Annotated in this window: 17 protein-coding genes; 1 reads left to right on the top strand and 16 read right to left on the bottom strand. The window is 55.2% G+C overall.

Annotation, left to right across the window (positions count from 1 at the left end; genetic code table 11):
- Positions 1 to 4: 4 nt before the first annotated feature.
- The 8 genes from ACYCAX_RS21980 to ACYCAX_RS21945 form a co-directional block, all read right to left on the bottom strand.
- Entirely contained in the window at positions 5 to 331 is a 327-nt protein-coding gene (locus tag ACYCAX_RS21980) for a DUF2523 domain-containing protein (protein ID WP_015478858.1), read from the bottom strand.
- Entirely contained in the window at positions 331 to 1788 is a 1458-nt protein-coding gene (locus ACYCAX_RS21975) for a virulence factor TspB C-terminal domain-related protein (protein WP_460248822.1), read from the bottom strand. Before ACYCAX_RS21975 ends, ACYCAX_RS21980 begins: the two co-directional genes overlap by 1 nt.
- A gap of 143 nt (positions 1789 to 1931) precedes the next feature.
- Positions 1932 to 2105 carry a major capsid protein gene (locus ACYCAX_RS21970; RefSeq protein WP_460248821.1) on the bottom strand — a complete coding sequence of 58 codons (174 nt, stop codon included), beginning with the start codon at positions 2103 to 2105 and terminating at the stop codon, positions 1932 to 1934.
- A gap of 84 nt (positions 2106 to 2189) precedes the next feature.
- Entirely contained in the window at positions 2190 to 2402 is a 213-nt protein-coding gene (locus ACYCAX_RS21965) for a hypothetical protein (RefSeq protein WP_460248820.1), read from the bottom strand.
- A gap of 98 nt (positions 2403 to 2500) precedes the next feature.
- The gene (locus ACYCAX_RS21960; RefSeq protein WP_460248819.1) at positions 2501 to 2938 is read right to left on the bottom strand and encodes a DNA-binding protein; all 438 of its coding nucleotides are present in this window, start codon (positions 2936 to 2938) and stop codon (positions 2501 to 2503) included.
- A gap of 230 nt (positions 2939 to 3168) precedes the next feature.
- On the bottom strand, positions 3169 to 3375 hold the full coding sequence (locus ACYCAX_RS21955; protein WP_460248818.1) for a hypothetical protein: 207 nt from the start codon (positions 3373 to 3375) through the stop codon (positions 3169 to 3171).
- A 3-nt stretch (positions 3376 to 3378) separates the two neighbouring features.
- Positions 3379 to 3711, bottom strand: a complete 333-nt coding sequence (pflM, locus tag ACYCAX_RS21950) for a lysogeny maintenance protein PflM (protein ID WP_460248817.1) — start codon at positions 3709 to 3711, stop codon at positions 3379 to 3381.
- Positions 3712 to 4066: 355 nt separating this feature from the next.
- Positions 4067 to 4339, bottom strand: a complete 273-nt coding sequence (locus ACYCAX_RS21945) for a DNA-binding protein (protein WP_460248815.1) — start codon at positions 4337 to 4339, stop codon at positions 4067 to 4069.
- A 114-nt stretch (positions 4340 to 4453) separates the two neighbouring features.
- Here ACYCAX_RS21945 and ACYCAX_RS21940 point away from each other — a divergent pair, with 114 nt between their 5' ends.
- Positions 4454 to 4726, top strand: coding sequence for a DNA-binding protein (locus ACYCAX_RS21940; protein WP_460248814.1), 273 nt, complete (start codon positions 4454 to 4456; stop codon positions 4724 to 4726).
- Positions 4727 to 5408: 682 nt separating this feature from the next.
- Here the strand turns inward: ACYCAX_RS21940 and ACYCAX_RS21935 are convergent.
- From ACYCAX_RS21935 to ACYCAX_RS21900, 8 genes are all read right to left on the bottom strand, one after another.
- The gene (locus tag ACYCAX_RS21935) at positions 5409 to 7121 is read right to left on the bottom strand and encodes a response regulator receiver domain (protein WP_460248812.1); all 1713 of its coding nucleotides are present in this window, start codon (positions 7119 to 7121) and stop codon (positions 5409 to 5411) included.
- A complete protein-coding gene (locus tag ACYCAX_RS21930) occupies positions 7121 to 10117 on the bottom strand; it encodes an ATP-binding protein (protein ID WP_460248811.1) in 2997 nt (998 codons plus the stop codon). The genes ACYCAX_RS21935 and ACYCAX_RS21930 overlap by 1 nt, the downstream gene beginning before the upstream one ends.
- A gap of 16 nt (positions 10118 to 10133) precedes the next feature.
- Positions 10134 to 10535 (bottom strand): very short patch repair endonuclease, encoded by a 402-nt coding sequence (locus ACYCAX_RS21925; RefSeq protein ID WP_460248810.1) that lies wholly within the window; start codon positions 10533 to 10535, stop codon positions 10134 to 10136.
- Positions 10536 to 10586: 51 nt separating this feature from the next.
- Complete coding sequence (locus tag ACYCAX_RS21920; protein ID WP_460248809.1) at positions 10587 to 11612, bottom strand: DNA cytosine methyltransferase; 1026 nt, start codon at positions 11610 to 11612, stop codon at positions 10587 to 10589.
- Between the two features lie 412 nt (positions 11613 to 12024).
- Positions 12025 to 12207: a hypothetical protein gene (locus tag ACYCAX_RS21915; RefSeq protein ID WP_460248808.1), complete on the bottom strand. Its 183-nt coding sequence runs from the start codon at positions 12205 to 12207 to the stop codon at positions 12025 to 12027.
- Between the two features lie 29 nt (positions 12208 to 12236).
- A complete protein-coding gene (locus tag ACYCAX_RS21910; protein WP_460248807.1) occupies positions 12237 to 12656 on the bottom strand; it encodes a PIN domain-containing protein in 420 nt (139 codons plus the stop codon).
- A complete protein-coding gene (locus ACYCAX_RS21905; RefSeq protein ID WP_460248855.1) occupies positions 12653 to 12898 on the bottom strand; it encodes a FitA-like ribbon-helix-helix domain-containing protein in 246 nt (81 codons plus the stop codon). The genes ACYCAX_RS21910 and ACYCAX_RS21905 overlap by 4 nt, the downstream gene beginning before the upstream one ends.
- A 586-nt stretch (positions 12899 to 13484) precedes the next feature.
- Positions 13485 to 14483 carry an isocitrate/isopropylmalate dehydrogenase family protein gene (locus ACYCAX_RS21900; RefSeq protein WP_015478870.1) on the bottom strand — a complete coding sequence of 333 codons (999 nt, stop codon included), beginning with the start codon at positions 14481 to 14483 and terminating at the stop codon, positions 13485 to 13487.
- Positions 14484 to 14527 lie beyond the last annotated feature (44 nt).

The following is a 14527-nucleotide window of genomic DNA, read 5'->3' as shown; positions in this document are numbered from 1 at the left end:
CCCCTTAGGCGTCGATGTAGTCGCGGCCCGGGGGATTCCAGACCCGCTTGCGTTGTCTGCCGGAGGCCTTATCCATGCCGGAGAGCACCATGCGGGTGACCACAGCGGCGAGGAACATGTTGATGCACACATCGAAGTTAGCGAGACCGAGTATCTGCTGAATGGCAAGGCCCACGGAGCCCATCTTCGACTGGACGTAACTGCGCACCATATCCAGCAGCAGGTTGGAGCCGACATAAGTGACAAAGCCAACTCCAAGCGCTCGCAGAACCATCTTCACCAGAGGGCCGACGATCATGATCAGCAGCTGTACCAAGAACAGGAATTGCATCATTCACCTCCAAAGGCGCGGCCCACGTAGAGCGCGCAGAAGACACTGGTGCCGATGAGAATCAGCACACCGAGATCGGACGCAGCGGCACACAACGGCTCATAGGTGAACGCGAAGGTCCGACCGCCGTTGGTTCGCAGAGAGAAGGTCTTGTTGGGCGGACAACTGGCGGGCAGGAAGCGCGTGCCGCTGTTGAGGAAGGACGGGGCCTCGACTTCGAGGTCTTCGGCTAGCTGGAACTTGTCACCCTGGACGGCGGCCTCGATTTCGCCCTTGTGCTTCTCGAAGTCGCCTTGCTTCTCCACCTCGCAACGCAGCTTCTTCTGCTGCTGGACCATCGCGCAGTCGATGGCGTCGCCTGCGCACTGGAGCGGCGCGTCGCAGTCGTCGGTGCCGGAGGCTTTTCGCTCGGGCTCTTCCTCTTCTTCCTTGTCTTCCTCGCCGGGCTTGTCGCTGGCCTTGCAACCGGTGCCGGTACAGGTAGAGGACTCGCCGCCGGAGGTGCCATCGGCATTGGTCTTGCTGGTGCCGTTGGTGACGCTGGTGGTCGAGGAGCAGGCGTTGACGCCGCTGCAATTCGTCGTTGTGGTGGTCGTCGTCGTGCTGGTGGTGGAGGAACCGTCGCTGGCCGTCTGTTCGCTGACCTCGGTCTTGGTTTCGGTTTCCTTCCTGGACGGGCTGGGCTTGCCCTCTGTGCAGCCGAACTGACCGTTGACCTCGCCGCACTGCATGTTGCCCGGCTCCTTGAAGGCATCGGTGGCGAGGCAGCTGTAGTGGGTGCGGCCTTCGGCGTCAGTGACCTTGTTGGTGCACTCGTTGGACTTCTCGCGGGTGGGTAGCGTGGCGGGTGGAACGTTGGGCGTGGGGTCGGTATTCGGACACGCGACGCCGTTGCCCCTGTAGCGAAACACGCAGAAGCCGGAGTTCTGATCGTCACCTTCCATGAAGCGATAACAGCGGCTGGGGGCTTCGCCGGTGGAGGCATATTGGCAGGAGCCTTGGCAAAGACTTCCCGGCGGTTCGGTGCGAGTGTTCTGCAGAACAACGCCGCCTTCGCTCAGGGTGCCGATCTTGTGTTGATGCTCCACCATCTGGCCAATGGTGGGTTCGCACTTGTCCGGCTCGGGAGCTTTGCATTCGCCTGCGGCCGCGTCATACAGCTGGGGCGCGGTACAGCCGTTACCGTAGCGACTGAGCCCCCCTTCAAGCTGACTGACCGAACCGCTCTTGATGGTCAGAATCTGGTACTTGCAAGTACCTACGGAACCCGATGTAGAGACCGAAATGATCGAGTAGAGGTAGGTCTCGCCGCCATTTCGGTAATCCATCATCAACTGACACGCCCCGGAGGGCGAAGGTGACTTGGTGATGTTGTAGCCGTTGAACTGCCAGTAATAATCCTCGGCCTGAGCGGTACCCACCGTCAGCACCAGCAGAAACAGGACAAGGGCGCGCATGCTCAGACCCGCCCGAAGAACACCACGGCGAATGCCAGGGTGGTGACGATGAGGACAAACCACTGCACGGACATGGCAGGCTCTCCAGAAGAAGAACCCCGCCGGAGCGGGGTTCGGTGCTTCGGCTTTTGGGCCGGGTGGGGTTACAGGGCGCGGCGCATGTACTTGAACGCCGCAGCGGCGACCAGCACGGCGAACACGGCCCAGCCGATGGTGTTGGTGTCGTCACCGGCGGTGGTCAGCGCAGCGGTCGCTTCGGTCGGGACAGCGGCGTAGGCAGTGGCGGCCAGGGTGGAGCCGACAGCGGCGATACCCACCACCGTTTGGCGAGCCCGACGGCCATAGCCGGAGGCGCGGTTTTGCAGCTGGGTCTTGAGTTGTTTTCATGGGTGTTACCTCGCTTACTTGAGCAGTCGTTTCAGGACCAGGAAGCCGAAGGCGATGCAGAACAGCGCGAGTACATCGCCGCGCAGTTCCGCCACCTGATCCCAGGTGAGTGCAGAGCCGAACTCGCTCTGCATTTCCTCGCGGGTGAAGACCGTCAGGGTGCCGGTGCAAATGGCGGAACCATCGGCGCCGAGCGCCCAGCGGCCGTCGCAGGCGAGAAAATTCATAGGAAGCGCGCCACGCCATCGACCCAGCCCCACAGGTAGCCGGTGGCGAGGCCCACGACGAAGAGGGAGAGGTACTTAGTCATGGCTGTGCTCCCGGATTAGCTCTTGGCCGAGTCGCCGGGTTTATCGGCGGCAGTGGGCTTCTCGGTGGTCGGCTGTTGAGTGGGGCGCTGGGCTTGCGCCTGGGGCTGCGGCTGACGGCTTGGTGCAGGGGTGTGCACGTCCTTGCCGGTGGCGAGCAGTTCGGTCAACACCTGGGTATTGGTGGTGCGACCAAAGCGGTCCTGGGTGGGGCGAACGACGCTGGCGAACTTGCAGAGCACCGGGGCGCCGTCGAAGACGATGCCGTCGAGCAGGGTCGGTTCAACGCTGTATTCGCTGATCTCGAAGCCCTTCGCGTTGCCGCGAGCGCCTTCGGGGATCGGGGAAATGGCCTGGACGCTGGCGTAGATTTCGCCGGTCTTGGTCGAGGTGTAGGTGTCGGTCTTGGTGACCCACAGTTCAACTACGCCGCCAGTGGTCGCAAACATATTCATGTGAAGCTCCTTTGCCTTTTTCGGGCATGAGTTGGCCCGCTGCTGCAAATTGGGCGCGTTGGTGGCCGTCTTTCAGCGGGTGGGGTGGTGCCTTGGGTTTTCGGTGGTGCGTGGCAGGGAGAGCGAAGAGCAACGTCGTAAGGGCGCTGCCCTTACCATCCCGCTCTCGCCGCCGAGGGCTCAGGAGCGCGGGGCGGTGGAGCTGCCCCACTCTCCCGAGCTGAGGCTACTCAGGGGGGAGCACGGTCAAGGGTGCGCTTCGCCCGGCGCTCCGTTTGTCCGAACGATGAAGCGTGTTCGGACAAGCCGGTGCGGCGGCCCCTGACCTGATCGGCCCAGGTGGGGATGGTGTGGCGAGCGTGGTCACGGCCCACCAGCAAGGCGACGATGATCAGGACTGCCCAGAAGATCAGGTGCGGGATCGGGTTAGTGACCATGACTCAGCCCTCCAGCTCGAACGGCTCGTGGATAGGCACGAAGGGCGTCGGCCTGCCGCTGTCGTAGACAACGTGCCAGTACTTCGGCGGACGGCGCGCGGGCGTGTGTTTGTCGCAGGTAAAACCCCGTTCCACCCGGTAGGTCGAGTGGATCGAGCGCCACACTCCAGCGACCTGCGCCATCGTGGTAACGACCGTGAAGACCCGTGTAGGGCGGCACTGGGTGCAGGGTGTGGATTGGGAGAGAGCGGGCTTCGCCAGTTCGCGTCTGGACCAGCAGACAGAGCAGTCGCAGCCCTCGTGGTGTGGACGGTGCAGATACCTGTTCGGGAACATCGGCGGACACCTCCCCCACGGCGCGGCATTGAAGGCGCGCGATCAGCTTGGCGTTGAGAACCTGGAAGGCAGCCATACCGGCTTGCTCGGAGCGAACACGGCGAACCAGACGCATCCAGCGCTTGGACCGCAGGGATTTACGGTTCATGCCCTCACCCCGCGCACTCGGTAGGCCTGCAGGGCGCGTTCACGGGTCAGGCTCCAGGAGCGAGGGGCTTCGGCATCAGAGGGGAAGCAGGAGACGGCTTCATCAATCCACTGCTGGCATGCCACGCGGGAAGCGCCTTGATGAACACGATGCCAGCGGCGCTGGCGGGTCGGGCCGTGGAGGGTGCACATCTCAACCAGGTAGCGATTACTCATCGTCGTAATCCCCCTGGCAGAAGATCGACTTACCCCGGTCGAGGTCGCGGCGGATTTTGTGGAGGTTGATGACGCGGCGACGGCCAATCTTGGAGGTTGGGATGGTCTTGGTTTCAACCCAGCCGCGCACCACGTCCTCGGTGATGTCTTCCAGGCCCAGCATCTGAGCGAATACCGCCTGGGAGCAGAACGGCGCGGAGCGGAAATCCGTAACCTTTTCGACAGCTCCCGTGACCGTGAACCCCACAATTCCAGACTCTTCCATGTTTTCCCCCTATAATCCGGGATCTAGAGATGGCGTGATATATGTTCTATGGACATGATCATAATACACACGCCAGAAACGCCGGACTTGTAGGAAGCTTCTGGAAATAGCTCAATGATTGAAGGAATTTCGGTAAGAGGGATGCAGCTACTGGAAATGTCCAGCATTAAGCGGCTGACCGAAATAGGAAGCACCGACTATCTGCGCTGGCAGAATATAAAACGTGGGAAAGCGCGTTTAGGAGCCAACGAGGTGGAGATACTTGGGCGAGCATTTCCTGCCTATAGATGGTGGTTACTTACAGGTGAAGTTGACCCGAGCAATAATCAAACCAGCCCAGACTACGACCTTGCAAATGCAAACTTACACAAACCCAGCGCGGGATAGAGCTGACAAGGAAGGCAGCACTGCGCTGGTTTAGCCGATAGGACATACCGTGAAATGGACTCGGTACGAAATAGAGCGCTCCAACTGATCCGAACGCTTGGTCCTAAGCATCTCAGTGAGCTCGGCGGAAAGAACTACGATCGTTGGAGGAATATCAGCAGCGGGAAGATCCGGATTAGTACTGAGGAGGTCGGCATCCTGGCGGACGCATACCCTCATTATGCGCTTTGGCTAATATCGGGACGGACAGAGCCCGAGAATGGACACCGAAGCCCGGAATACGACGAAGCTGATCGAAACTTGGCCGGACACGACGCGGGATAGAGATTACTCAGACGGTAGCTAGGCGCTGGTACGCCCGAGAGAAATCCGCCAGGAAGAAATGAAGCAAAAACACAGGCCAAGCCTGCTACAGCTAGTAAGTCGGTGAAGCGCATGACCAGGGAATAGGTACCACTCTCAATATTTCAGAATTTTCCGATTGACGCCAGGCGTTAAAATAAAACTTCCGACCAAGGTTAATTTAAAATTTAAAAACAAGAATTCAAATCAGGCGACATATATCTAAATACATCCAACACTAAAACACTCACAACAAAGCGCTTCAAATAAACTGCAATCCGCTTAATACCCAAAAAAGGGGCTATAGTAAGATTGCAGCTTACCACGAAGCCACAAAATATTACTTCATAAAAGTAAAATTCTTTCGACCTGCAAGTCTTAAGTGCTCAGAGTCCAGAACCCCGACACGCATCCATCGACTGACGAGCTCAGCCATTTCGCTCATGGCTCGCCCATAACGAACTTCACCAAGCCACACCAATTTTTGCTGCGTATCGTGTACAGGCGAGAATATATATTTCTCAGCCCCCCCTTGTTCCCTGATCTTCTGCGCACGAACCCGCTTTAATTTTTTATCCGGCTTAAATGAGAAAGTCGCCACTTGCGGATAAGACTTATTGAAATAGAGGCCAACTTCCCCCGCCTCGTCCAAAACAACCAGATTATAAGGCTTAGCCTTCCTAACTCCTTCTAGAAAAACGAAGGGGCGAGGCTCATTTAATCGCAAAGTATCACATGCAGGAGTAAAGCATAAGAAATATCTATCTCCTGCAGGAGCAGCCAACTTAAGCAAAGTCCCTGTAGTGAGGGATGGAAGCCAATCATCAGCGAGATAATTTATAGATCCGCCAAACGCTTCCCGTCTGAACGCAACCAAACGTGAAAATTCATTTTCTGCACGATGGGACCTTTCCACACTCCCAGCAAGAGAATGCGAGATTAAGCCTCTATCCCCCTCTGAAAGCTCTTGCTTTGAACTATTGCTTATTTTTATACCATGATCATTTATACCATTTTTTAAAAGCGCATCAATCGAGCCTCGATCAAACAGCACGCCCTTTCTGCCTGGACCGTCGCCAGCATAATAAGAGAATGGCGACACCCCCGTCACATCCAACCAACTGCTAATAGCAGGAGGCTCCAAAAACTCATCGGCAACACTATCCAAACCAATTGCGTTATCGCACTCAGCAACGAGAAGTTCGCGCATAAGCTCCGCCACGTCCCCAGGAGGATTTGTTATTAACCTATTAGCGACGTACGCAACATCAAGAGAACCACTAAACCTCGTCAACATGTGATGCGTGTTCTTTCTAACAGCCCCAATAGCTGCTAAAGCAAAGGCAGGAACAATTCCGTCTGACAACTTTGAGAAGGCATCAATCAACTTGGACGGAAGCTCATCCGCTGGAATATCATCCTTATTGGCTAAAACCAACAAAGAGCTTGCACTCTTCGCTAAATATGGAAAGCCGTTTACTCCACGAACATCTTTATAGTCGACCCCTGGTACCGTAAGCTGCTCTTTGGCCTGAGAATACACATGATCATCTAGAGCCTCCCCGGTATATATGCAAATAAGGCGCATCCGGCCATTCTCACTTGCATCAGATTCAGCTATCTTCCGCAAAAGCTCTAGCGTCAAACCAGAAGATCCGGGTTTAAGCTGCCAATCCATTACTAGGATATCTGCGCACCTAGCCGCACTGACAACCCTAGATTTAATTTTATCAATCTCGCCGTCAGAGTTTTCCGGGAGGACAAAGGCACACACCATATCCTGCTCTGCAAATGAATCCGAGATCTTTCTAATATCTAGGACATTTGCTTCTGGCGACTTATCAGAAACTTCCGGCGCAGCTGCTTTGTAATCGGAGCTATCGGACCAGCCATCTGCGGGAGGGACTACTCCAGCAGCCTTAATAGGCGCTCTGGACAACCCCGGCTCATTATCAACAACTACTGCAGTCTTAAGAAATCGCCTTACCGCTTTTCTAACATGCCCTGCCCAAATTTGTTCGGGACTCTGAGTTACCGCTTGCTGAGAAGTCATTATTGCTCCCCTTGCTCATCCTTGGCTTTAATAGGCGAAATCCGGAATACAGGATTTACATCCACCCCACTTCCAACCAGATCTATTTCAAAACCTTCTCGACGCAATGCCTCTCGGCTAATCGCTAGCCCCATACCTCTCCCCCCCACCTTGCGAGTTTCCCCAAACTCGAAAATCCGATCTCGGTAGCGATCCTCGATACCCGGACCATTGTTTGAGATTAAAAAACCCTCACTATCCGCATCGAGAAATATACGTCTATCTCTTGCCGAACGGCTATTCAACCAATAAATAGCGTTATCGATCACATTTATGAAAGCACCAACAACTACCGACGACTTACATTCGACCGCATAATCTCGAAACGCAAATGTCGGCTCAACTTTTATATTAAAAGCTTCTAGCGGCTCCACAAAAACATTAAGAACCACTCTCAATATTTCATCACCTGTTATGCGCACAGTTGATCGATGCATTCGCCTACCTAAAGGATCTAGTGCCTTAAGGTAACCATCAAGGTGTTCAATATGGTCCCGCAATCTAGAATAAATTAACGCAAGAGGAGGGTTTCGATCAGCCCAAGGCTTTAGGTCAGCCATAGCTGATCTAATACCTCTCGCCGCACCAAAAAACTCATGTTGGAGTATTCCAACCGACATGCCCAACTGAGCAAAATCCGAATAAAATTCCAATTGTTCTTCTAATATTAGATTTCGCGCCTCCAATGCACCAAACCTATCATCTAATGTTTCTCTATCCTTTGCTCCGGCAGCAAGCTCCGTCATCTGCCGCTTAAAGGAATCAAGAAGCTCCAGCTCTCTAACCCGAACTTCAGACAACTTTAATTCTATTTCATGCCGAACAGCATCTAGATCATCAGGCCGCTCTGCAGACCTCTTAGTGAACTCATCAACTAGTCTTTCAACAGCCACGCGCAGACCAGAGAATTCCTCTTTCAAAACCCCCCTCACCGTATCTTGCATTAGATCCAGTGCTTCTGAAGTTTCTTTGCGCAATGAAGCTACGTCTCGAAAGACGCTGTCTTTTTCCCGTTCAATTTCTTGAAGCGCTACACTTCGTCGCTCGGAGGCAGCTATGCGGCCACCAGTCACCTCTTTGAGGCTCGTCTCGAACTCAATACGTAGCGGGTCAAAGAATTCAGACTGCAGCCCTAAGAAAGCATCTTCATAGGCAGGCCAGTCCCTTTGTTGTCTTTTCGTAAGGGCCAGTCCTCGAGGAACTGATAAGGTAGCCTTACTAACTAGAGCTCTTATCTTTTGCTTTACATCGATATCCAGGCTCCTAACTCTACTAGCAAAGTCACCTATATCGAGCTCATTGGACAGCCTAAAGAGACGCTCCTTAAAATACTCTCTGATCAGATCAGACTCTTTCTCGTAATAACTACCATTGTAATCGTCAAAGAATTCGTCCAGATCCTTTTGGAACTGAGATCGTCGAGCATCTGCCTTTTCTTTTTGTTTCTTCAGCAGAGCGGCCTGCGCAGCAAAATGAGATTTCCCCGAATTATAATCATCGCCCTGTGGCGACGAAACGCGGAAAAATTCATAGGCCAACTGTTTAAAAAAGTTAATTAAAATTGAACGAAAATCTCTGTAAGCCAGATTTTCTCTAAAACCCTCTCGGCCGGCCTTCTCTGTGAGCGTACCGTTAATAGAATGGGAAATGGCCACATAGCCAAATCCACGTCGATAGGAGAAGAACCAATCCTTAGCTGCCAGAGTCCGCCTCTTCTCAATGTCCAGCCAGTCAAATTCAGAATTACCGTATGGAAGAATTCTGATTCCATCACGATATATATAAAGACCACCTACCCTCCCAGTCTTCGCCGTCATTTCACTCCAATCTTCTGGCGAAAGCCTAGACTCAGCTGATCGTCCTTGGACATACCCATATCTAAATGAAAACGGCCCGCACTTAGGGAGACGACCGTTTCCGTCCGTCCAATTACACACAAAATCCTTGACCTGCCCATAAATTGATACCTTCCCAACAAACTGACCATACTCATCAAAGTCCCCCTCGAAATACTGATCAGTTTTAGAGAAATCTTCATCTTTAAAGAAAGTCTGAGGCCCAATACGCTCCTCAACCCCATCAATTGTGTGATCCCGAAACTCAGTCTTTATAATTTGATCATCAGACATCATCGAGTTTGAGAACCCAAGAAGGTATCTTTCTAGATTCGACGAATCTTTGTCACTTTTATTGTCGATATCATCTTTTAGTTCAGGCGCTACAGGCAACACAATGAAGTGAGTACCGTACCCTTCACCTAGAAGGGATAAGGGAGCCTCTAACTGATTTCCGTCCTTGTCTTTTCGCAAAGCATCATCTAGTAAATTAGGCGCAATACTCCGAGCACTTTGCAGGTCGCTCTTTAGCATCCGATACGCGTCTTGGTCAATTTTAGCCTCTAGCGTGTCAAGATTACTCGACACCTTTTCGACCAATCGAACTATGTCTTCTCGCGTAGGTAGTATTCCTCCAGAGAACTCCTCCAGAGGGACATCAATCTCACTTACGTCCAGCCCCGGTTGTTCGAAGATGCCCCAGTGAACTAACGCGACGACAAGATCATGCAATCCGTCTTTACGCACAGCCCGAGTCATTAATATTGTAATGGGAGCAATAACAGCTATTGCTAATCGTCCAATTCCCTTTTCCCCCATAATTGAACGCTTGGGAAGATTCTTCGGACCTCGCCATTCGTCATTACTGCTCTCCTTGTTCGCCCCTACCCTTGATTCGGTGCCAAGAGTCAACCAGCGACTCTCAACTTCTTCTCGGGTCATCCCATATCCATCATCACGCAACACTAAGACATTGCTACGTCGAAAAAAATCAACCTCGACGCGCTCCGCATATGCGTCATGAGCGTTTTTGAAAAGTTCATGGATTGCGGTGGGAATCCCCGCAATTTGCTGCCTGCCGAGCATGTCGACGGCTCTAGCTCTCACCCTGAGCTGTGTCATGAAGACTCCTAGGTCTCTAAGGAGTTATAGAATTCTTGTGTAGTTGATCCATGACGATTGCGGCCATGGATTCAGGAGATTCGTGGGTCCAGAAGCGCAACACAGTCCAACCTGCAGCCTTCAAAATGGAGGTCACCCGCTCATCCCGGGCCCGGTTACTCTGCAGCTTTTCAGCCCACCAATCGCCGTTCGCTTTCGGGATCGTACCGTGATCCGGACAGCCATGCCAAAAGCATCCGTCAACGAATACGGCCAGCTTCGCCCCGGGGAAGGCAATGTCGATGTTTGAGCGCCCCAAGGCCACGGATTTGGGCTTGTAGTGGATGCGGTAACGCAACCCTACGGAGAAGAGTAGCTTTCGAAGTGCGAGCTCAGGCGCCGTGTCCTTCGTGCGAACACGCTTCATCACAGCCGACACCTGATCCGAAGAGGGTGGAGGCCGGGATGAAGGGCTGTTATTCACAATGCGTCAGGCTCTGATCGCGGCCCTGAGACTACGGGCGATGGTGCGCATCATTTCCGGTGGAACGGCGTTGCCGATCTGAGTTGCGATCTGGCCGGCGTTTCCATGGAAGATGTAGGTATCCGGGAACGATTGAAGCCGCGCTGCTTCTCGAAGGGTGATTGCCCGGTGCTGTTCCGGGTGCGCATAGCGACCCCGGGTAATGTCCGTACACCCCGTGGTAAGGGTCGGAGCGACGTCGTTCCATCTCATACGCCCGTAGGTGTCCGAGAACGAGGAAGCCTTTTCCGCCCGTTGGTGACAAGCCAACTGCAGCTCAACAGGCAAGGACTCACGTCCGCCACCATCACGAGGGATATGCTGCAGACGCTGAATATTGAGCGGCGAGTGTCTGCGAGCGAAGTGAAGCGGATCCACCCCGGACTCAGGGCGGCCCACGGGTGGCACGGGTAATTCGGAAATTGAGCTGTGCACCGTTTTCCGACGACGGTGCACGATGTTCGTAGCGACGGAGAGCGGAACACCTTTGGCCGCAACCAGGATCATCCTGCTACGACGCTGGGGTACTCCCAGATCTGCGGCATCCACACGCATGGGCTGGGCTACGGAGTAGCCGGCTTTTCTCAGCCAGCGCCTGAAGCCCCCGAAAATGCTGGTGGAAGCCAAACCCGGGACGTTTTCCAGGAAGACCAATGAGGGCTCGAATCGCGTGATAAACTTTTTGGACTCGCCCACAAGATCCCGGCGCGAATCCATGTCGCTCTTGTGCCGGTTCTGGCTGCTGAATGGCTGGCAGGGAGCACACACCACGAGCAGGTCCAAACGCTGCGGTATGACGTCAGCGAACTCGTCAGGGTTCACCTCTCGAATATCCTTCTCCAGCAGCCGGACTTCCGGGTGGTTGTCGCGATAGGTGTGGCAAGCACCAGCGTCAAAGTCAACGGCCCCTACGACTTGGAATCCTGCTTTCTTTAGTCCCAGGGAGACGGCACCGGACCCACAGAACAAATCCAGAGCGATTGGCCTTGGCATGAAGAAGTACCTGACGATTGAGTGAGCGTCCTACCCTCGGAATCGTGGCAGACAGCAGAGATGGCAACAGTGTTGGCACTGGTGAAAATATAGGCGCAAGTGCTTGTAGAGTCTAGGGTTTTCGCGGGCTAGGACGCCTTCCGAAGCGGCCTGGGCTGTCGATAAACCGCCCCATTTTCGAAGGTGACTACACCGACCCGGTTTTCAGTAAACACCGGTTTTATTGAGGTTTGCGTAGGCCGTAAATACCCGATTTATGGACGTTTCTGGGGAACCGATGATTTCCCCATGCGATTCATAATGCTGATGTCCCAGGTTCAAGTCCCGGTGTAGCCACCATACAAAACAAAGGGTTAGCGAAAGCTAGCCCTTTGTGCTTTCTGGGGTAGTGACTACACCCTGCCTACCAAAGCTAGAGCATCGTGTAGACCACAGCTACAACCAGTAGCGCGGCCAAGGCGATTGCCAATCTCTCGATCCACGTCAGAAATCGCCGCACTGGACGCCCCATCATTCTCTGATAGGTGGTGTAGGTCGATATCGCCTCCAATAGCATTGGAATCCCCAGAATCACTACCAGCGCGACCAGTTTCATTTATTGAGCCTCCTTGCTCGCATTTGGTATCAGCCATTCCAGGGATTAATCAGCGCAACCCCGAAGCCCTCGAAGTGGCGGACATTACGGGTAGCGACCGGTACGCCGTGCAACTTGGCTATCGCTGCAATTTGCCCATCAGCCATATCGGCGATCTTTCCCTTGGCCTCACTCTCTGCCGCCAGCTCTGCATAGTGCACCGCCGCATCCGCATCGAATGGCAGGATTCTCCCGGCAAAGTCCTCTTCGAGCATGGCAATGGCCACGTCCTGTAGTGCTTGCCTGCGCTTACCCTCCGGCATCCTGGCGATGCCATAGAGGATCTCGGCCACGGTGATCGAGCTGATCAGCAGATCCTGAGCAGGTTGAACATCGATCCAGGCAACCACCGCCGGATCCGGCTTGGCCCGCATCAGCTCCGACAGGACATTAGTGTCGAGCAGAGTCATTCGTCGAAATCCGCAGCTCGAGCCTTAACCTTCCGCGCTGGCAGCTCAATATCTGCTCCACCGACCGAGGCAAAGCGGGCATGAATTCGGCTTCCCAAGCCCCCTTTCTTCTCTTCCCGGGAAAGCGCCTGGGCGAGGATTACGCGGACCTCCTCTTCCATTGAACGGCCATGGTTCGCGGCTACCACTCGGAGCTTGGCCTTGAGGTCTTCGTCTAGGTTTCTAATCGTGATGCTGGCCATGACGCCCTCCAGTGCAATCAATGAAATCACTGACATCATACGGGAGATTTCCGGGTCGTGCGAGCGGTCAGAGATACATGACAGGCTCCGATGGCTGGGCGATACACAACATCGCCTTAGCCTCGCTATCTGCCCTTGCACTCCCCCAAGGTAAACGTGATCTCCTCTCTCTTCCTAGTAGCAAGGAGCACGCGATCGCCATCTAGAAACGCCCCCCCTTGCCCCTGCTCTAGAGCACATGGCGCTTTATTGAACATCTCAAATGTGTAGAGGAACCACTTGGTCTTGTCCTCCATAAATGAAACGTAGGCCGAATGGCTCCCTGTCCACCACTGGTAGCCAACAGTGGCGAGGGTTCTACCCCGTTACCACGGACATTTTCGAGTAAGCTCACGCTGAGCTGAAGGAGTGTTCATGTCCAAGCACAAGAGATACAGCACCCTTAAACAATCTTCTCACCAGATACTGATGGCTCGCGATCTGAACGAGTGCCTTCACCGCCCTATATTTGAGCTGTTCTCCGCCCTTGCCCCAGGGAAAGAGAAGCAATCGAGCATTGTCGTTCCCGCCGGAAGACTCCAGGCGTTCAGCCCAACAGCTGCAACACACCTTGTCCGATCACCCGCGTCGTCTCCCCACCGAAGTCCACACTCCCCTCCTCCCGAAGGAAGCCATCCACCGCCGCATCGAGTCGGTCGGCCAGCTCGGGGCGCTGCCAGTGGTGGCGCAGGAGCATGCCAACGCTGAGGATAGCGGCCAGCGGATTGGCGCGGCCGGTTCCAGCGATGTCAGGGGCGCTGCCGTGGACGGGCTCGGCGAGAGCGATACCGTGACCGAGGTTGAGTGACGGGGCCATGCCCAGGCCGCCGCCCCAGTGGCTGGCGAGGTCGGAGAGGATGTCGCCGAAGAGGTTGCTGGTGACGATGAGGTCAAAGGCTTCAGGACGCTCCACCAGTTGCAGGGCGGCGACGTCGACCAGGCGCTCGTCGAGTACGTCGCTCCAGCCGTCTTCTACCAGCCGGTCGCGGCAGGTATCGCGGAACAGGCCGCAGCTGAGCGGAAGGACATTGGCCTTGTGTACCAGGGTGATGCGACGGGCGCCGCGCAGGCGGGCGATGCGCGAGGTGTCGGCGGCCAGGCGGTCGCAGGCGGCGCGGGTGATGACTCGTTCGGCGATGGCCACGCCCTCGGATTCCCAGTGTTCGCGGCCGCTGTAGAGACCTTCGCTGTTCTCCCGCAGGATCAGCAGGTCAACGCCGGGATGGGGAGATACGTGCGGGCGAGAGCGTACCGGACGCAGATTGAGGCTGAGCGCCAGCTCCTGGCGCAGGGCGAGGATGGCGCTGCGGTAGCCTTCGACACGATGGCTGGGCGAGGAAACCGCACCGAACAGGCCGGCACCACAGGCGCGCAGGCGAGCCAGGGTGATGTCGGGCACCGAGACGCCACGCCGTTCGAAGCATTCCCAGCCGGCTTCGGCCTCTTCCACCCGCAGATCGGGTATCAGCCGTTCCAGTACCTGGACCGCTACCGGCACCACTTCACGGCCGATGCCGTCGCCGGGAATCACGCACAACCGATGCATCGCTGACCTCCGCTCGCCGCCGGTCCCCTCCATGATCCGCCCAC

Source organism: Pseudomonas sp. MT3 (genome assembly GCF_054720805.1).
Note: the sequence above shows the minus strand (reverse complement) of the source record. Positions and strands in the feature narration are given on the sequence as shown.